Here is an 18,559-nt window from a genome sequence, read left to right as displayed (position 1 = left end):
GAGCCTTTTCCTCAGCAGCCCCGCGGCGGCTCGTCGGTCCAGCCAGACTCCGGGTCGTAGGCGAAGTAGCGCAACATCTGCCCCGTGCCTGCCTGGTCGGCGTAGGTGATGGCGGCCAGTTCCTCGCCCGTTCCCGGGTCGAGGACGGTACGGGAGTAGAGCGGCGCCTCCTTGCCCAGGTCGGCCCGGTAGGCGTAGCTCAGTTTCGTGGTGAACGTCACCTCCAGGCCCGACCGGCCCAGCGGGTCGGTGACGGTCCTGTGCACCCGGGTGTCCGGCAGCTCCGCCAGCAGGCGCAGCACCGCCGCGCGCTGGGCCGGGCTGATCGGCAGCCCCAGCAGGTTGGCCGCCATGGGCAGGAACTCCTCAAAGGGCTCTCCGAAGCCTCTGCCGTCCCAGCTCCGGTGTGCTTCGAGCATCCACTCGCGCAGCCCGGCCGGGTCGGCGGGAATGGCGGGCAGGTCGGCCAGGGCGAGCGGCTTGAGCGTGGCGTCGATCAGGGCTCCGTTCCGCTCCTTGGCCGAGGTCCGCTCGCAGTCGTAGGGGGCGTCGGCGACGCGGACCGGTTCGCAGTCGTCGTTGCGATTGTCCTTCGGGCAGATGGCCCGCACCTGCTTCGGCGATCCCGCCGCCCGCCAGGCGGCCTCGTCGGCGGGTGTGTCCGGGCGGGCGGCGGGCTTCCAGGCGTGCGTGACGCGCGGGGAGGCGCCGTCCCTGGCCGCCCAGGACTCCCAGCGCATGGTCATCCAGACGTTGTAACCGCCCTCCACGGCGCCCCAGAAGCCGTCGGTCCGCGACCGATGCCAGTACGCGCCGCTCTCCTGCGGCAGCTTCTCGATCCTGTCGGCCAGGTCGAGCAGCTCCTGGTTGGGCCTGGCCGGCTTGACCAGGACCGGGGCCGGGGTCAGCACCGAGACCAGCGAGAAGATCAGCAGCACCACGGTCGCGGTGGCCAGCGCCGCGCCCACGCTCCAGGCCCACAGCCGGCGTGGCCGCCGGCGCGGGGTTCGCGTCCCCGCCTCGGCCACGCGGGCCCGCGCCCTGGCCACGACCTCGGCGGACGGCGGCGCGGCATCGGGGAGCGCGCGAGCGAGCAGGTCGAGCTCATCCATCGGATTCCCCCTGGCGTCCATCGACGTCCTTCCTGAGCGGGCCGATCGCGGCGCGCAGCTGCTTGCGCGCGCGGTTGAGCCGGGACGCCACGGTCCCGTACGGGATGTCCAGCGCCTCGGCGACCTCGGCGTGCGACAGGCCGCCCAGCGCGATCAGCAGCACCACGTCGCGGTCGCGCTGCTTCAACCCGGCCAGCGCCCCCGCCAGCGGGCCGGTGAAGCGGGCGGCGTCCACCCGGTCGAGCACGGCGTCCTCGTGGCTCTCGCCGTCGCGTTCCGCCGCCCTGGCCAGCGCCTTCCAGCGCCTGATCTCGCCGCGCCGGTGCTTGGCGACGAGGTTGGTGGCGATGCCGTACAGCCACGGCCTGACCGCGCCCATGGCGGGGTCGTAGCCGCTGCCGCGCAGTGCCGCCACGAAGACGTCCGCGGCCAGGTCGTCGGCCACGTCCTCGGACAGGCGGCGGGCGATGTACCGGTGGATCTCGGCGAAGTACTCGTCGAAAAGATCAGGTGGAACCGTCACCCGTTCGTCCCCGTTACGTGTGTTGTAGAGGATCACGCCCGTTCTTTCCCGGTATCCCGGAATGCTTTCACGCTCACGAGGGTTGAGTCGGGTAGGCTCAACTCGTTTGACAAAGACGACCAGCATTCGTAGGTTGAGTCTGACCGACTCAACTTTGACTACAAGGACGTACTCATGGCACGTGCGGTAGGTATCGACCTTGGGACGACCAACTCCGTCGTCTCGATCCTCGAGGGCGGTGAGCCCACCGTCATCGCCAACGCTCAGGGCTCGCGGACCACGCCGTCCGTGGTCGCCTTCGCGAAGAACGGCGAAGTCCTGGTCGGCGAGGTCGCCAAGCGGCAGGCCGTCACCAATGTGGACCGGACGATCCGCTCGGTCAAGCGAGAGATGGGCACCAACTGGTCCCAGGAGATCGACGGCAAGAAGTTCTCCCCGCAGCAGATCAGCGCCTTCGTGCTGCAGAAGCTGAAGCAGGACGCCGAGGCGTACCTGGGCGAGAAGATCACCGACGCGGTCATCACGGTCCCCGCCTACTTCAACGACGCCCAGCGCCAGGCCACCAAGGAGGCCGGCACGATCGCGGGCCTCAACGTGCTGCGCATCATCAACGAGCCCACCGCGGCGGCCCTCGCCTACGGGCTCGACAAAGACCAGGACCAGACGATCCTGGTCTTCGACCTCGGCGGCGGCACCTTCGACGTGTCCCTGCTCGACGTCGGCCAGGAAGACGGTCACGGCTTCGTCGAGGTCAAGGCCACCTCCGGTGACAACCACCTCGGTGGCGACGACTGGGACCAGCGCGTCGTCGACGAGCTCGTCAAGCGCTTCCAGAACGCCCACGGCGTCGACCTGGCCAAGGACAAGATGGCGCTTCAGCGTCTGCGTGAGGCCGCCGAGAAGGCCAAGATCGAGCTGTCCAGCCAGTCCGAGACAAACATCAACCTGCCCTACATCACCGCCTCCTCCGAGGGCCCGCTGCACCTCGACGAGAAGCTCACCCGCAGTGAGTTCCAGCGGCTGACGGCCGACCTGCTCGAGCGGACCAAGGGCCCGTTCCACCAGGTCATCAAGGACGCCGGCATCAAGGTCTCCGACATCGCGCACGTGGTGCTGGTCGGCGGCTCGACCCGGATGCCCGCCGTCACCGAGCTCGTCCGCGAGCTGACCGGCGGCAAGGAGCCCAACAAGGGCGTCAACCCCGACGAGGTCGTCGCCATCGGCGCCGCGCTGCAGGCCGGTGTGCTCAAGGGCGAGGTCAAGGACGTCCTGCTGCTCGACGTGACCCCGCTGTCGCTGGGCATCGAGACCAAGGGCGGCATCTTCACCAAGATCATCGAGCGCAATACCACGATCCCGACCAAGCGCTCGGAGGTCTTCACCACGGCCGAGGACAACCAGCCGTCGGTGCAGATCCAGGTCTACCAGGGCGAGCGCGAGATCGCCTCGTACAACAAGAAGCTGGCCACCTTCGAGCTGACCGGCATCGCCCCGGCGCCGCGCGGCATCCCGCAGATCGAGGTCACCTTCGACATCGACGCCAACGGCATCGTCAACGTCTCCGCCAAGGACCTGGGCACGGGCAAGGAGCAGACGATGACGATCACCGGCGGCTCCGCGCTGCCGAAGGACGACATCGAGCGCATGATGCGCGAGGCCGAGTCGTACGCCGAGGAGGACAAGAAGCGCCGCGAGGAAGCCGAGGTCCGCAACAACGCCGACGGCCTGGCCTACCAGACGGAGAAGTTCCTCCGCGAGAACGACGACAAGGTCCCCGGCGACATCAAGACCGAGGTCAACGACGCCCTGTCGGAGCTGAAGAAGGCCCTCGAAGGCACCGACACCGACGTCATCCGCAACTCGGCGGAGAAGCTCGCCACGGTCAGCCAGAAGATGGGCTCGGCGATCTACGCCCAGAGCCAGGGTCAGCAGGCCGGTGGCGAGGGCGCCCCGCAGGACGCCGACGCCGGCCAGCAGGACAAGGCCGACGATGACGTGGTCGAAGCCGAGATCGTCGACGAAGACCAGCCGAAGAAGGACCAGTGATGCCGGCGCGTGACAACGGGCATGAGGAGCCGGTGATCCGCGACAACCGCAAGATCGACCCGGAGACGGGGCAGGCCCGCGAGGCCAAGCTCAGCGAGCAGGAGGCGGCCGCCGCCGAGGCGCCGGTCGCCGCGCACGACGGCGAACTCGCCGCCCAGCTCGCCGAGCGCACCTCGGACCTGCAGCGGCTCCAGGCGGAGTACACGAACTACCGCAGGCGGGTCGAGCGTGACCGGGTCGCGGTCCGCGAGCAGGCCGTGGCCGGCGCGCTGACCGAACTGCTCCCCGTGCTCGACGACATCGGCCGGGCCCGCGATCACGGCGAGCTGACCGGGGGCTTCGCGAAGGTGGCAGAGTCACTGGAAGCGGCGCTCACCAAGCTCGGCCTCACCGCCTACGGGCAGAAGGGCGACCCGTTCGACCCGACCGTCCACGAGGCGCTGATGCACAGCTATTCGCCGGACGTTACCGAGCCGACCGCGGTCGAAGTGTTGCAGCCTGGATACCGGATGGGTGACAGGGTGCTGCGCCCGGCGCGGGTGGCCGTCGCCGAGCCAGAGGACGCCCCTCCCGCGTCCGCCATCGACGAAGAAGACTGAGACGAAGGGCCGTAGATGAGCACCAAGGACTACCTGGAGAAGGATTACTACGCCGTCCTTGGTGTGCCCAAGACCGCCACAGCCGAAGAGATCAAGAAGGCGTATCGGAAGCTGGCCAGGCAGTACCACCCCGACACCAACCAGGGCGACGCCACCAAGGAGACCAAGTTCAAGGAGGTCTCCGAGGCCTACGACGTCCTGTCCGACAGCAAGCGCCGCAAGGAGTACGACGAGGCGCGCGCGCTGTTCGGGTCCGGGGTGGGCGCCGGCCGTCCGGGGGGCGGCGGCTTCCCGTTCGACTTCGGTGATCTGTTCGGCGGCACGCAGCAGGGTCAGGGCGGCGCGGGCGAACGGCTCGGCGACCTGTTCGGCGGCCTGTTCAACCGGGGCGGTGCCGGTGGCGCGTCCACCCGCACCACCCGGACGACCAGGCCACGACGGGGCCAGGACGTCGAGTCGGAGGTCTCGCTCACCTTCACCGAGGCGGTCGAGGGCACCACGGTCTCGCTGCGGCTGACCAGTTCGGCCGCGTGCACGGCCTGCACCGGCACCGGCGCCAAGGCGGGCACGACCCCCAGGGTCTGCCCGACCTGCGAAGGCACCGGCGCGGCCAGCCGCAACCTGGGCAACTTCGCCTTCTCCGAGCCCTGCCGCGACTGCAAGGGCCGCGGGCTGATCGTGGACGACCCCTGCCCCGTGTGCGAGGGCAGCGGCCGGGCCAAGAGCACCCGCACCATCCAGGCGCGCATCCCGGCCGGGGTGGCCGACGGCCAGCGGGTCAAGCTCAAGGGCAAGGGCGCCCCGGGCGAGAACGGCGGCCCGGCGGGCGACCTGTACATCCAGACGAACGTCAAGCCGCACGTCGTGTTCGGCCGGCAGGGGGAGAACCTGACGATCACGGTGCCGGTGACGTTCACCGAGGCCGCGCTGGGCGCGGAGATCAAGGTGCCGATCCTCAAGGGCATGCCGGTCACGCTGCGCATCCCGGCGGGCACGCCCAACGGCCGCACGTTCCGCGTGCGCGGCCGCGGCGTGGCGCGCAAGGACGGCACCAAGGGCGACCTGCTCGCCACTGTCGAGGTGGTCGTCCCCAAGACACTCGATGACAAGTCTCGTGAGCTTCTCACCGAGTTCAACACCGCGATCGCGGGTGAAGACCCGCGGGCTGAGCTGATTCAGCGAGCCAGAAGCGAGTAAGCCGATGGACGCCAACTATTTCGACCTGTCCGACGACACGCCGGTCTATGTGATCTCGGTGGCCGCGCAACTGTCGGGGCTCCACCCGCAGACGCTGCGGCAGTACGACCGGCTCGGGCTGGTCTGTCCTGGTCGTACGGCGGGACGTGGCCGCCTCTACTCAACTCGTGACATCGTCATGCTCCGCGAGGTTCAGCGCCTCTCCCAGGAGGAGGGCATCAACCTCGCGGGCATCAAGCGGATACTCGAACTGGAGAACGAGGCTCTGCGGCTGCGTGAAGAGGTTCACCGGCTGCGCGCCGAGATGCAGATGGTCAAGGCGCTGATCCGCTACGAACTGCCACCGGGGGCCTGACCGAACATGGACTACAAACTCACGCAGAAGAGCCAGGAAGCGCTGTCGGGCGCCATGCGGCGGGCCGCCGCGGAGGGCAACCCGGAGATCGCGCCGGTTCATCTGCTCACCACGCTGCTGTCGCAGACGGGCGGCACGGCCGTACCCCTGCTGGAGGCCGTCGGCGCCGACTGGCGCACGCTGCGGGCCAGGGCGGAGGAGGCGCTGGCGGCGCTGCCCAGGGCGCAGGGCGCCACGGTGGGCGCGCCGTCGAGCTCGCGGCAGCTGCTGACCGTGATGAACACCGCGGCCCAGCACGCCAACCGCCTTGAAGACCAGTACGTCTCCACCGAGCACCTGCTGGTCGGCCTGGCCGCCGACGGCGGGCAGGCGGCCGAGCTGCTGCGCGCGCAGGGCGCGACCCCGCAGGCGCTGCTCGACGCCTTCGAGAAGGTGCGCGGCCACGCCCGCGTCACCAGCGAGACCCCTGAAGACACCTACCAGGCGCTGGAGAAGTACGGCGTCGACCTGACCGAGCGGGCCCGCGGCGGCCGGCTCGACCCGGTCATCGGCCGCGACTCCGAGATCCGCCGGGTGGTGCAGGTGCTCAGCCGCCGCACCAAGAACAACCCGGTGCTGATCGGCGAGCCAGGCGTCGGCAAGACCGCCGTGGTCGAGGGCCTGGCGCAGCGCATCGTGGCCGGCGACGTGCCCGAGTCGCTGCGCAACAAGCGGCTGATCTCGCTCGACCTGGGCGCGATGGTGGCCGGCGCGAAGTACCGCGGCGAGTTCGAAGAGCGGCTCAAGGCCGTGCTCTCCGAGATCAAGGAGAGCAACGGGCAGATCGTCACGTTCATCGACGAGCTGCACACGGTCGTGGGCGCCGGGGCCGCCGAGGGGGCCATGGACGCGGGCAACATGCTCAAGCCCATGCTGGCCCGCGGCGAGCTGCGCATGATCGGCGCGACCACCCTCGACGAGTACCGCGAGCGCATCGAGAAGGACCCCGCGCTGGAGCGCCGCTTCCAGCAGGTCTACGTGGGCGAGCCGACCGTCGAGGACACGATCGCGATCCTGCGCGGGCTCAAGGGCCGCTACGAGGCGCACCACCAGGTGCAGATCGCCGACAGCGCGCTGGTGGCCGCCGCCGCGCTGTCCGACCGCTACATCACGAACAGGTTCCTCCCCGACAAGGCCATCGACCTGGTCGACGAGTCCGCGTCGCGGCTGCGCATGGAGATCGACTCCCGTCCGGTGGAGATCGACCAGCTCCAGCGCAACGTCGACCGGATGAAGATGGAGGAGCTGGCGCTGTCCAAGGAGACCGACGAGGCCTCCGTCCAGCGGCTCGAACGCCTGCGCAAGGAGCTGGCCGACCGCCAGGAGGAGCTGAACGCCCTGGTCGGCCGCTGGGAGCACGAGAAGGCGGGCCTGAACAAGGTCGGTGAGCTGAAGAAGCAGCTCGACGAGGCCAGGAGCGCGGCCGAGCGGGCCCAGCGCGACGGCGACTTCGAGGCCGCGTCCCGGCTCATGTACGCCGAGGTGCCGCGCCTGGAGCAGGCGCTCAAGGCCGCCTCCGAGGCCGCGCCGCCCGACCACGCCATGGTCAAGGAGGAGGTCGGCCCCGACGACATCGCCGAGGTCATCTCGTCCTGGACGGGCATCCCGGCCGGGCGGCTGCTGGAGGCGGAGACGACCAAGCTGCTGCGCATGGAGGAGGAGCTGGGCAGGCGCCTCATCGGGCAGCGCAAGGCCGTCCAGGCGGTCTCCGACGCGGTGCGCCGCAGCCGGGCCGGCATCGCCGACCCCGACCGGCCGACGGGCTCGTTCCTGTTCCTCGGCCCCACCGGTGTCGGCAAGACCGAGCTGGCCAAGGCGCTGGCGGAGTTCCTGTTCGACGACGAGCGGGCGATGACCCGCATCGACATGAGCGAATACGCCGAGAAGCACAGCGTGGCCAGGCTCGTCGGCGCGCCGCCCGGCTACGTCGGCTACGAGGAGGGCGGCCAGCTCACCGAGGCCGTCCGGCGGCGCCCGTACACGGTGGTGCTGCTGGACGAGGTGGAGAAGGCCCATCCGGAGGTCTTCGACGTCCTGCTGCAGGTGCTCGACGACGGCCGGCTGACCGACGGCCAGGGCCGCACCGTCGACTTCCGCAACACGATCCTGATCCTCACCTCCAACATCGGCTCGCAGTTCCTGGTCGACCCGAAGCTGGAGAACGGGGCCAGACGCGAAGCGGTGATGGGCGCGGTGCGCAACGCGTTCAAGCCGGAGTTCCTGAACCGGCTCGACGACGTGATCCTGTTCGACGCGCTGGGCTCGGAGGAGCTGGCCCAGATCGTCGATCTGCAGGTCGACCGCCTGGCCAGGCGGCTGGCCGACCGCAGGCTCACGCTGGAGGTCACGCCCGCCGCCCGCGAGTGGCTGGCGCTGACCGGCTACGACCCGATGTACGGCGCCCGGCCGCTGCGCCGCCTGGTTCAGTCGGCCATCGGTGACAAGCTGGCCAAGGCCGTGCTGTCCGGCGAGGTCGTCGACGGCGACCGGGTCCTGGTGGACCTGGGCGACGACGAGCTGGCCGTCAAACGCGGCTGACCTGCCCTTTCGTGGAGCCCGAAGACCGGTCGGTCTTCGGGCTCCACCATGTCATGGCAAGATCATCGCATTTTGCGTTGGGTAAGGGCTGGCCCATCCTTGGGGCAAGCCGCCCGTCGGCGGGCACGTGCCCGGCTAGTTTCAGCGTTCGTCGGATCACCGAAACCGATCAGGGGGACGTGCAGTGTCATCTCGGAACATCCGCGGCATCGTCGCGCTGGCCGCTCTGACCACGGGCCTGTGCACGGCGACCGCGAGCCCCGCGGCAGCCGATTCCTGCGCGGATCCCGGGTTGCTGCCGGCCGCGCCGCTGACCGGCGAGTGCGGCGAGACCACCAACGTCGGAGTGATCGACTACACCGGCAGCGCCGGTCGGCTGGCCGAGGGCGGCAACGCGCTGGCGATGGCGGCCGGCGAGATGGCCAGGCGCATCGGGCTGAGCGGGCTCGCGATGCCCGGGACCGGCATGGCCGACCTCGGCGGCGTGACCGCGACCTGGGGCATGCCCTCGCTGTCCGGCTCCAGCCCGGCCGCGCTGGCCGGCCTGCCGCTCATGCGGGACCTGACCACCATGGCCAGGGTGCCCACCCTGCCCGCGCTGCCGCAGTTCCCAGGAACCGGGAGCCTGCCCGTCGGGGTGTCGTTCGGCGACGCCGCCGACGCCGGCCGCGTCGCGGACGACTCGCTGCGCGCGCCGATGAACCTGCGTGAGCCGCTCGCCGAGATCGGCGACCAGGTCTTCGGCAGGACGCTGTCCGACGTGCCGAAGACCCTCCGCGGCCTCGGCGAGGCCACCAGGCTGCCCGTGGGACAGCCCGCGCTGGACGGCGTCACCGGCCTCCTGCAGGGCCTGAACCCGCGGTAGCCACCCCCGTGCCGGACGCGGGTCCGTGCCTCCCGCGCCCGGCTTCCCATGGCGAAGGGGCCGCGCCACCGGCCGCGGCCCCTTCGCCCCCCGCCGCATCAGCGGGGGGCCGGGGACCGCCCTCGGAGGACGGCTCAGGAGACGAGGGCGTCCAGGTCGTCTTCCGGCAGCCCCAGGTCCACCCTGATGCGGTAGCGGGTACGCAGCAGCGCCACGTGCTCGGGGTCGTCCTCGTCGCAGGCGAGCACGGCCTGGGTCGCCCACTCGAGCCCGGCACGCAGGTCGCCATAGGCGACCAGCGTCTCGGCGATCGTGTGCGCGGTCGCGGTCGTCACCTCGCCTTCCGCGCGTATGGTCTCGATGACCTCCCTGGCCTCGTCGGGCCGGTCGAGCTCGAACAGCGTGTCGGCGATGCCGGCACGGGGATCGATGAGCGATTCGCCACCGTCCTCGACCGCGCGCTGGAAACACTCCATCGCACGCGCGGGCTGGCCCGCCGCCCGCCACTCCTCCGCCGCGAGGACCAGGATCGATGCCCTGGAAACATCGCCGGAGGAGTAGTTGAGCGCGACATCGTAAAGCCGACTGGCCAAGGAACTGTGGTCGTCGGCCAGAAGGGCCTGCTCAAGCAGACGATCAAGGTGCTCACGGGTCACATGCGCCACACCGCGAGACTACCGAGCCACCCCCGCCTTTGCCTGGTCAATCCACATGGCGGTACTGGCACAAATTCGGCAACTTCCCGTCCAAGCCTGATTACTCTCGGCGTGTCTTCGCAGCTCATGGGGCATATAGCAGGTGCTTTGCATCCCGCGAGCAAGGGGGCTGTGATGGGCAGGTCCAAGCAGATGACCTTCACGCTAGCCTGTGCCGTCGTACTGTCGGCGCTCGTGCCTGGGGTGGCCGGCTACCTTTCGGCCCGGATGGAAGCCATCGAATCGGCCGAACGCAACCTGCGCGCGCTCGAACTGAGACTGCACGCCAGGGAGGCGAGAGACGCGCGCCCGGTGTCGTTCCCCGCGCCGTGCACGCGCATTCCCGCCACCCCCCGGTTCAACCGCTTCCCGGCGACGGCGCAACACCGGAAACACTGGCACCGCCACCTGCCGGCCTGGCTGCCCGACCTGATCAAACAGGGTCTTCCCCGTTAGCCCGGACGACCTTGTACACGCCGTAGAGCGTTTCCAGCCCGCCGACGACCATCATGATCAGGCCGATCTTCGACGGCACGAACACGACGATCTCCTCGTCGAGTCCGTACCGCCACAACAACAGCCCGGCCACGAACGTCACCAGCCCGGTCAGCAGCGTCTTTCTGGCAGAGGCCATCGGATCTCTTTCACTCGCGAAGGGTCGTTTACCTGGAACAACGCTAGTGAAAGCAGGACGAACGGGCTTCCTGCGCGCTGACGAGATCGGCTACATCTTTCGGCGGACCCGCGCCGTCAGTCGCGCGGCGACCAGGATTTCAACTGGCGGGACAGGAAACCCCTGACCAGGTGCTTGGCCGCCTCGATGATCTCCTGCGAGCCGTTCTGGTCGCGTCTGAAGGCCAGTTTCAGCACCGCGTCGCCGGCCTCCACCGCGACCAGCACCGCCACGTCGAGCTCGTGGCTGTCGGCGAGGCCGAACTCCGCCAGGAGCAGCCCGCGCAGGCGGCCGGCGATGACCGTGTTGTTGTCGGAGTCGGAGTCGAGCAGGTTGAGGTCGACGACGTCGCCGAAGTGCAGGCTGCGGAATCCCGGGACCGTCCTGTGCATGTCGACGTACTCGTCGATGATCGCGTCGACCGCCTCCCACCAGCCGCGGTAGTCCTCCTCCAGGAATCTGCGCCCGACGCGCGAGACGAACTGCTCCACGTTGCGCCTGGTGAGCTCCTGGGTGATGGCGCGCTTGTCGGGGAAGAACTGGTAGACCGAGCCGATCGCGACGTCGGCGCGCTCGGCGATCCGAGTGGTCGACAGGGCTTCGTAGCCGGTCTCGTCGAGCAGTTCCGCGCACGCGTCGAGCATGCGTTCGACGCGGCGGGCGCTGCGGCGCTGGGCGGGACGGCGCCTGAGGGCTTGGGGCCGGCTGCAGTCGTCATCTTCTATCTGGGGCGAAGACACGCCATCATCTTCTCCCGACTGCTCGATCATTACCTGCCGATTCGGCGATTTCTCGTGACACCGCTGAGCCTGGCCAGTCCGCGCATCGCGGCGGGGGAAATTCTGGGCAGCGCGTACCCGATTCTCGCTTCGGCGTTGACCGGCACCACGGCCTGATTTCTGTGCACGGCGCGGAGAATATGGGCGGCCACGCGCTCGGGCGGATAACCCCTCCGGGCGAGCCCGCGCTCGGCGTCCTGGCGCAGGTCCCGCCCCACGTACGTGGCGTTGCTCGCGATGGACGTGGACACGAATCCCGGGCAGATCACGCTGACCCCGATGCCGTGACCAGCCAGTTCGGCCCTGAGACAGTCGCTGAGCGACTTGACCGCTGCCTTCGAGACCGAGTACGCGGGCAGCACCGTGGACGGCGCGAAAGCGGCCAGCGAGGCGATGTTCACGATATGGCCGCCTTCACCGCGTTCGACCATCTGCGCGGCGAACAGGCGGCAACCGTGGATCACGCCCCACAGGTTGACATCAATGGTTCTGCGCCAGTCGTCCGGTGTGTGATCGAGGAAAGGACCGGCGACCGCGATCCCGGCATTGTTCACCACAATGTCCGGCACGCCATATTGAGCCTTGATATTTCGCGAAAAATCTTCCATTTGTGTGGCGTCGGCGACATCGACCTGGACGGCGTGCGCCGTGCCGCCGAGGTCCTTGGCGATGTCGTCCGCGACCCGGGTGGCCGCGTCGAGATCGAGGTCCGCGCAGACCACCTCGGCCCCGTGCGCCGCGAACGCCCGCGCCGTCGCCCGCCCGATGCCGCTGCCCGCGCCGGTGATCACCACGAGCCGATCGCCGAAGGCCCGGCCGGTGCCCTGCTGACCGTTCATCCCACTCCCTTCTCGATCATCTGATTCCCGACCGGGAGATACCCGGGATCGGCGCAACGTCCTCGCCGGCGGTGCGCCTTCCACGTGTGTGACGAACTCGCCGACCATCCGCGCGACCACCTCGGGGTGGCTGCGCTGCACCCAGTGCCCGGCGGTGATCCGGCGATGCCAGAAGCCGGGCGCCCACCGGGCGAGCGAGGCGAGGAGTCCGGGGGCCACGAACACGTCCCCGGTGGTCTCGATGAGCTGCACCGGCACCCGCACGTACGGATCGCCGCCGGATCGGCGCAGCGTGCCGAGCATGTTCACGCGGTAGAGCCACAGGCCGTTGCGCCCGTCACGCACCAGAGTCTCGGCCGGATGCCCGGGACGCGGGGCCACGCCCTCCCCCACCCGCAAGGTGCGCTCGACGGCCGTCGGCAGCACCGTGCGCCAGGCCAGCTCGGGTAACACCGGCGCCTGGAACGCCGCGATGTACCAGGATCTGATCAACTGTTTGAGCACGTCAGCGCGCCGCCCGTCGCGGACGAACCGCGCCGCCTGCCGCAGTCCGGGCCCGCCGAAGCTCGTGAACGACGCCACCCGCGCGGCGACCTCGGGCCGCGCCAGCGCCTCCCACCCCTGCAGCGACCCCCAGTCGTGCCCGACGAGGTGCACCCGCCGCTCACCCGCCGTGCCGCGCACCGCGTCGAGCACCGCGACGAGGTCGGACACCAGGTGGTCGAAGCCGTAGTCGCGCCGGTCGCGCGGCGCGCTGGAACGCCCGGCCCCGCGTACGTCGTAGCGCACCACGTGGAAGCGGTCGCGTAACAGCGCGGCCAGCTCGTCCCAGACGCGATGCGTGTCCGGATAGCCGTGCAGCAGCAGGACCGTCGGGTGAGCCGGATCGCCTTCAGCGAAGACCGCCAGCCGCACGTCACCGGACTCGACCCACCGCATGGCGACCTCCTATTGGACGAACTGTCCAGAATATAGTTCGCCCCGGCCCGCCGGGCCAGACCCGTCTCGCTACTCGCCCCCGGAGGGCCGCGCCGTCAGCCCGGTGCAGCCGCGCAGCGCCTGCCAGCTCTTGACCGCCTGCGTCTTGGCCGTCCCGGTCAGCGGGATCGGGATGCCGCCCTGGATCTCGGCCGGCGTCCAGCTGTCCTTGAGCACCTTCCGCCCGTTGATGGTCAGCGTGAGCACCCCGGTACGCCCGGTGCTGCCCGGCCGGAAGCTGTAGAAGACGAAGTTGCCCATCCCGTAGTTGACGTAGGCGTTGTCCAGGTATCCGGAGCCGAGCAGGATGTGCGCGTGCCCGCCGACCACCACGTCGGCCCCGGCCTGCACCAGCTTGGGCGCCAGCGAGCGCTGCGCCGGGTTCGGGCAGGCCTGCATCTCCGTGCCCCAGTGCAGGTGGACGATCACCGTGTCGGAGTTCTTACGCGCCTGCCGCACGGCCCGCAGCAGGGCGGCCTCCTCCTTGGCCGAGGCGAGCCCGCCCTTGTCCGCCGTGGCCGTCCACGCCTGGATGAGGTGGTCGTCGAGCACCTGCGTGGCCCCGATGATCGCCACCCGGTTCCCGTTCACGGTCGTGCGGTAAGGCCGGTACGCCTCCGCCGCGTTCTTCCCCACCCCGACCACCGGGAACTTGCTCTTCTTGATCGTCGTCAGGGAGTCGGCCAGGCCGGTCTCCATGTAGTCCATGCCGTGGTTGTTGGCCAGCGAGGCCACGTCCACCCCGGCCGCCTTGAGCGCGGTCAGCGCGCTGGCCGGGGCGCGGAAGGTGTACTGCTTGGCCGGCGCGGGCGTGCCCCCGGTGGTGATCGCCGTCTCCAGGTTCACCATGGCCAGGTCGGACTTCTTCAGCACCTGCGCGATCGGGCCGAGCGCCGTGCGCGGGTTGGCCAGCCTGCCCCGCAGCATGCCCTCGAAGTGCACGTCCCCGCCGAACGAGATCGTGTACGGCCGCCGCTCCGGCTTCGGCTTGGGCGCCGGGGAGGTGGCGACCTTCTTGGACTGCGGTTCGCGTTCCGGCTCCGCGTCCGCCGCCGTGCACGCGACCAGGCTGACGGCAACGGCCAGCAAGGGGAGGGCATGGGGGAGTCTCATCTGCCGCCACTTCCGCTCGATCCTGACTTTCAGGGACCGAGCATCCCATGTAACGGCAAATTAGGACGCTATCTCTCCATGTGTCATCAACCACGTCATAGCCGTACGAGTCCAGTCATCTATCGACGTGTAGACGATGAGCCGGGTCTCCGGGGCGACGGAGGAGTTGAAGCTGGTCGTGCTGAAGTGGAGCTCGCCCAGCGTCCGATGCTTGAACGCCTTCACCCTGGGGCCGGGGTCGGCCACGTCCTGGCTGGCCCACAGCTGGGCGAACTCGGCGCTCTCCGCGGAGAGCCTGCGCACGAAGTCCTGCCAGCACGGGTCGTCGGCGTGCCTGCTGTAGGCGCCTCTGAAGATGGCCACCGCGCGCGGCAGCTCCTGGGCCCGGTTGAGCAGCATGGTCTCGGCCGACTGCCTGACACAGCTCTGCCAGAGCGAGTTGCGCTCGCCCTCCGGCGCGTCGACGATCTCGGGGAACAGCCGGGCATAGGCCGCGTTCCAGGCCAGCGCGTCGCAGCGGCTGTTCGCGATCACCGCGGGCAGCTCGCCGAGCTGGTCGAGAATGTCCTGCATCTCCGGCGTGACCTGGCCGGAGTCGACCGCCGGCGGGCTCTCCGGCTGGCCGGCCAGCCGGTAGAGGTGCTGCCTCTCGGCACTGTCGAGCATGAGCGTGCGCGAGACGGCGTCGAGCACCTGGCTGCTGACGTTGATCGGCCGGCCCTGCTCCAGCCACGTGTACCAGGTCACGCCCACCCCGGCGAGCTGAGCGACCTCCTCGCGGCGCAGCCCCGGCGTGCGGCGGCGGGGGCCGGGCGGCAGGTCCACCATCTCGGGCGTGATCCGCTCCCGGCGGGTACGGAGGAACGCCGCCAGATCGGTACGCTTCGCCTCGGCCACCGTCATCCCCCCACTATGACGACATGTCCGAGAACTTATCCAGGTGCCGCCAATACCAGTATAAATGGGCTCTCGTTACTGGTACTGCTGACCGTACACACTCGATTACATGACCCAATCCGTGTCCATTTCTGCTGCTCTGCCCACAAAACCAGAGCGAGCCAAGGGCAACGGACTGCTCCTGACGGTCATCCTCGTGGGGCAGTTCCTGGCCATCTTGAACGTCAACATCGTCAACGTGGCGACCCCCACCGTCGAGGCCGACCTGCGCTCGTCCGGGGCCGGGCTGCAGATGATCGTCGCCGGTTACACCATTGTCTATGCCGTCCTGTTGATCACCGGTGCCCGTCTGGGTGACCTGTTCGGCTACCGCCGGGCCTTCCTGTGGGGGCTGGCGGTGTTCACGTTGACCACGCTCGCGGCCGGGCTCGCGCCGTCCACCGGCTGGCTGGTGGCCGCCAGGCTCGCCCAGGGCGCCGGGGCCGCGATGATGATGCCGCAGGTGCTCACCTTGATCCAGCGCAACTACCACGGCCCGGCCCGGGGCCGGGCGCTGGGACTGTGGTCGGCGGTGGTGAGCGGCGGCATCGTGGTCGGCCAGGCGCTCGGCGGGATCCTGCTGGGGCTGGGCGTGGGCTGGCGCATCGTGTTCCTGGTGCTGGTGCCCATCGGCGCGCTGTTGCTGATCGCCGGGATCCGGGTGCTGCCCGCCGACCAGGGCGGCGGGCGCACCGGCCTCGACCCGCTCGGGCTGGTGACGCTGTCTGCGGCGGTGCTGCTGTTCGTGGTGCCGCTGGTGCTCGGCCGCGAGCTGGGCTGGCCGCTGTGGGGCTGGATCTCGATGGCGGCCAGCGTGGTGATGTTCGTGGTGTTCGTCCGGGTGGAGCGCTGGGTGACGGGCCGGGGCGGCCGGCCGCTGATCGACGCCCGGGTCCTGCGCGCGCCGGGCATGCGGCCCGGGCTCGGCATCCTGCTGCTCGGCCCGGCCACCTGGGGCGCGTTCCTGTTCACCTCGGCCCTGCACCTCCAGGGCGAGCTGCACCTGTCGCCGCTGGCCTCGGGCATGATGATGGTCCCGTGCGCGCTGGCCTTCGCGGTGGTCGGCCTCGCCTGGCCGCGCCTGCCCGCCCGCAGGCAACGCACGCTGGTGCCCTTCGGCTACGTGGTGGCCGCGCCCGCCTACATCGGGCTCGGCCTGGCCTCCGGCGGCGGCATCCCCTACGCGATCATGAGCGCGCTCATCGGCGCCGGACTCGGCGTGCAGATCGCGGTCACCAACCTCGCCACGGCCCGCGTGGACGACGCCTACGCCGCCGACGCCAGCGGCGCGCTCCTCACGGTCATGCAGCTCGGCCAGGTCATCGGCATCTCGACGGTGGGCACGGTGTTCATCTCGCTGAGCCAGGGCGAGGGCGCGGCCTCGGCGTCGCTGATCTCCGCGATCGCCATGGCGGGCCTGGCCGTGCTCGCGGGAGTGTGCTCACTGTTCTTGGTCGGCCGGCGCGCGGCGGCGGTCACACCGCAATAATTCTCCGCGGGGCCTTTCGCGGCCGAAAGGCCCCCTCGTCGTCGCCATTCCGCATCGGGTAAGGCTATTTTCCCGACAGACGGCCGGACGAACGAACCATCTCCCGCCGATGAAGCCTCGGCTGGAAAATCTCGCACGGCGGCGTGCGTGCCAGCCGGGCGGACACCCGGGTCGACCAGGCGCACAAAGGCCGCGTGGGAGCTTGATCAACACATAGGGGGATGTGACAAGATATCCAAGTCTTCTGTGCTGCTCGCAAGGTTGCCGGAGTACATCCGAGGCGTTCTTCGCCTCACTCGAACGGCCCTGAAAGGTTGTGCCAGCAACTCGCCAGGGCCGTTTCTCATGCCGGTGCCGCCAGCGAGGTCACATCGAACTCGCCATCGCGTACACCTGCGGTGAAAGCCGCCCACTCGGCCGGAGTGAAGACCAGGACGGGACCGTCCTGGTCCTTGCTGTCACGGAGCGCGACGCTCCCGTCAGGCAAGGGTGCGACTTCGACGCAGGCGGCCGCGCCGTTGCAGAAAGAACTCTTCCGCCAAGCCGCCTTGGTAGGTTGGATGTACATTTTCTCCCCAAATGGGCAAAGGGGCGCCATTGCCCCTCGATGTGGCTTTCGCCCCTTAACGACGCCATAGCATGGCCTTGCGTTGTATGAGTACGCGTGATTCGTCCTCATCTAGCGCTTCTGACCGGATGTGGTCGAAGGCTGTCTCATATCCAGCTACTCGTCCGAGGTCTTCGACGAAGTGAGCAGAATATAGCTGTTCCAGATACACCACGTCATCGAACGCCGTGAAGTTGAGATGAATAAAAGCCCCGGTGTTGACCGGGTGCAGGGACTCGAGCGGCAGCACGTGCACGCTGACATGAGGCAGCATGGAGACCTCGAGCAAGTGCTCCATCTGCTCGCGCATCACCGACGGCTCGCCGAACCTGCGCATCAGCGCCGACTCGTCCAGGACGATGACGAGGGTGCAGGGGTCGTTGCGATGCATGACCCGCCGCTGCCGGTCGAGACGGGCGCCCACCCGGCTGCGCACGCCGCTGTGCGTGATGCGGGCGATGCCCCGGGTCGCCAGGATGACCTCCCTGGCGTAGTCCTCGGTCTGTAACAGGCCGGGCACCACCTGAGGCTCCCAGTTGCGCTGATAGGTGGCCTCCGCCTCGAGGCCGAGGAAGCGGGTGTATTCCTCCGGGAGCGCGTCTTCGTAGTCTTCCCACCAGCCGCGCTGCTCGGCGTCGCGTAACAGGCCGAACAGTTCGTCGAGCTTGCCGCCGTCGACCCGGTACAGCTTGGCCATGGCCTTGATGTCGTCGGTGCTGGGCATGGTCTTGGCGGCTTCGATACGGCTGATCTTGCTGGCGCTCCACCCGAGCTCGTGGGCGGCCTTGGCCCCGGTGAGCATTCGCCGTTCGCGAAGAAGGCGCAGCTCCTGGCCGAGGCGGAGTCTGCGAACTGTCGGGCTGCCCTGCTGCGATGGCACCGTCCACTCTCCTTGTCGGGAATGAAGGTGTAGCCGGAAGGGGTCGTTTAGGGGCCCTGCCATTCGAGCCGTTCACCCAATCTTACACTGCAACTTGCATGTGCACTGCCGAACAGACTTGCCAGCAGGCTTTCATCGGAGGAGCGTAAGAGCAAGGAAAGTTCTTGCAAGGCGAGGGAGGTGGACGATGGTCATCGACATCACCAGACCTCCCACCAGCCCCGTGCAAGTTGCACACGTTCATGCGCGGCAAGCCAACTAGCAAGCCACGGAAGAAATGCCAATCTTTCTTCTGC

At 69.2% G+C, this 18,559-nt stretch carries 18 protein-coding genes; 8 read left to right on the top strand and 10 right to left on the bottom strand.

Annotated features, from left to right (window positions below; translation table 11 throughout):
• Positions 1-11: 11 nt before the first annotated feature.
• Positions 12-1,112, bottom strand: a complete 1,101-nt coding sequence (locus HII36_RS06000) for a hypothetical protein (RefSeq protein ID WP_173522043.1) — start codon at positions 1,110-1,112, stop codon at positions 12-14.
• On the bottom strand, positions 1,105-1,671 hold the full coding sequence (locus tag HII36_RS05995) for an RNA polymerase sigma factor (protein WP_328807601.1): 567 nt from the start codon (positions 1,669-1,671) through the stop codon (positions 1,105-1,107). Before HII36_RS05995 ends, HII36_RS06000 begins: the two co-directional genes overlap by 8 nt.
• Positions 1,672-1,809: 138 nt before the next feature.
• On the opposite strand from HII36_RS05995, the gene dnaK reads away from it, so the two are divergent.
• From dnaK to HII36_RS05965, 6 genes are all read left to right on the top strand, one after another.
• A complete protein-coding gene (gene dnaK, locus HII36_RS05990) occupies positions 1,810-3,681 on the top strand; it encodes a molecular chaperone DnaK (protein WP_173522041.1) in 1,872 nt (623 codons plus the stop codon).
• Positions 3,681-4,280: a nucleotide exchange factor GrpE gene (gene grpE, locus HII36_RS05985; RefSeq protein WP_173522040.1), complete on the top strand. Its 600-nt coding sequence runs from the start codon at positions 3,681-3,683 to the stop codon at positions 4,278-4,280. Before dnaK ends, grpE begins: the two co-directional genes overlap by 1 nt.
• Positions 4,281-4,295: 15 nt before the next feature.
• The gene (dnaJ, locus tag HII36_RS05980; RefSeq protein ID WP_173522039.1) at positions 4,296-5,477 is read left to right on the top strand and encodes a molecular chaperone DnaJ; all 1,182 of its coding nucleotides are present in this window, start codon (positions 4,296-4,298) and stop codon (positions 5,475-5,477) included.
• A gap of 4 nt (positions 5,478-5,481) precedes the next feature.
• A complete protein-coding gene (locus HII36_RS05975; protein WP_173522038.1) occupies positions 5,482-5,832 on the top strand; it encodes a heat shock protein transcriptional repressor HspR in 351 nt (116 codons plus the stop codon).
• Positions 5,833-5,838: 6 nt separating this feature from the next.
• Complete coding sequence (gene clpB, locus HII36_RS05970; protein WP_173522037.1) at positions 5,839-8,409, top strand: ATP-dependent chaperone ClpB; 2,571 nt, start codon at positions 5,839-5,841, stop codon at positions 8,407-8,409.
• Between the two features lie 184 nt (positions 8,410-8,593).
• Positions 8,594-9,274, top strand: a complete 681-nt coding sequence (locus HII36_RS05965; protein WP_173522036.1) for a hypothetical protein — start codon at positions 8,594-8,596, stop codon at positions 9,272-9,274.
• 134 nt (positions 9,275-9,408) lie between these two features.
• Here the strand turns inward: HII36_RS05965 and HII36_RS05960 are convergent, their stop codons facing one another.
• Positions 9,409-9,939, bottom strand: coding sequence for a tetratricopeptide repeat protein (locus HII36_RS05960; protein ID WP_328807600.1), 531 nt, complete (start codon positions 9,937-9,939; stop codon positions 9,409-9,411).
• A 165-nt stretch (positions 9,940-10,104) separates the two neighbouring features.
• Between HII36_RS05960 and HII36_RS05955 the strand changes: the two genes are divergently transcribed.
• On the top strand, positions 10,105-10,425 hold the full coding sequence (locus tag HII36_RS05955) for a hypothetical protein (RefSeq protein WP_173522035.1): 321 nt from the start codon (positions 10,105-10,107) through the stop codon (positions 10,423-10,425).
• On the opposite strand, the gene HII36_RS05950 is transcribed toward HII36_RS05955, so the two are convergent.
• From HII36_RS05950 to HII36_RS05930, 5 genes are all read right to left on the bottom strand, one after another.
• Entirely contained in the window at positions 10,403-10,603 is a 201-nt protein-coding gene (locus HII36_RS05950) for a DUF5708 family protein (RefSeq protein WP_173522034.1), read from the bottom strand. The two genes, HII36_RS05955 and HII36_RS05950, sit on opposite strands and share 23 nt — an antisense overlap.
• Positions 10,604-10,719: 116 nt before the next feature.
• Positions 10,720-11,286 (bottom strand): TetR/AcrR family transcriptional regulator, encoded by a 567-nt coding sequence (locus HII36_RS05945; protein ID WP_173522091.1) that lies wholly within the window; start codon positions 11,284-11,286, stop codon positions 10,720-10,722.
• Between the two features lie 125 nt (positions 11,287-11,411).
• The gene (locus tag HII36_RS05940) at positions 11,412-13,199 is read right to left on the bottom strand and encodes an SDR family oxidoreductase (protein ID WP_173522033.1); all 1,788 of its coding nucleotides are present in this window, start codon (positions 13,197-13,199) and stop codon (positions 11,412-11,414) included.
• 69 nt (positions 13,200-13,268) lie between these two features.
• Positions 13,269-14,351, bottom strand: coding sequence for a CapA family protein (locus HII36_RS05935; protein WP_173522032.1), 1,083 nt, complete (start codon positions 14,349-14,351; stop codon positions 13,269-13,271).
• A 60-nt stretch (positions 14,352-14,411) separates the two neighbouring features.
• Positions 14,412-15,254 (bottom strand): helix-turn-helix transcriptional regulator, encoded by an 843-nt coding sequence (locus HII36_RS05930; RefSeq protein ID WP_173522031.1) that lies wholly within the window; start codon positions 15,252-15,254, stop codon positions 14,412-14,414.
• A 103-nt stretch (positions 15,255-15,357) separates the two neighbouring features.
• Between HII36_RS05930 and HII36_RS05925 the strand changes: the two genes are divergently transcribed.
• Complete coding sequence (locus tag HII36_RS05925; RefSeq protein ID WP_173522030.1) at positions 15,358-16,776, top strand: MFS transporter; 1,419 nt, start codon at positions 15,358-15,360, stop codon at positions 16,774-16,776.
• A gap of 343 nt (positions 16,777-17,119) precedes the next feature.
• Here HII36_RS05925 and HII36_RS05920 read toward each other — a convergent pair whose 3' ends face one another.
• Positions 17,120-17,344 (bottom strand): DUF397 domain-containing protein, encoded by a 225-nt coding sequence (locus HII36_RS05920; RefSeq protein WP_173522029.1) that lies wholly within the window; start codon positions 17,342-17,344, stop codon positions 17,120-17,122.
• Positions 17,345-17,399: 55 nt separating this feature from the next.
• Positions 17,400-18,263, bottom strand: coding sequence for a helix-turn-helix domain-containing protein (locus tag HII36_RS05915; protein ID WP_173522028.1), 864 nt, complete (start codon positions 18,261-18,263; stop codon positions 17,400-17,402).
• Between the last annotated feature and the right edge of the window lie 296 nt (positions 18,264-18,559).

Source organism: Nonomuraea antri (genome assembly GCF_013283785.1).
Classification (GTDB): domain Bacteria; phylum Actinomycetota; class Actinomycetes; order Streptosporangiales; family Streptosporangiaceae; genus Nonomuraea; species Nonomuraea antri.
This window is presented reverse-complemented; position numbering and strand designations above follow the sequence as displayed.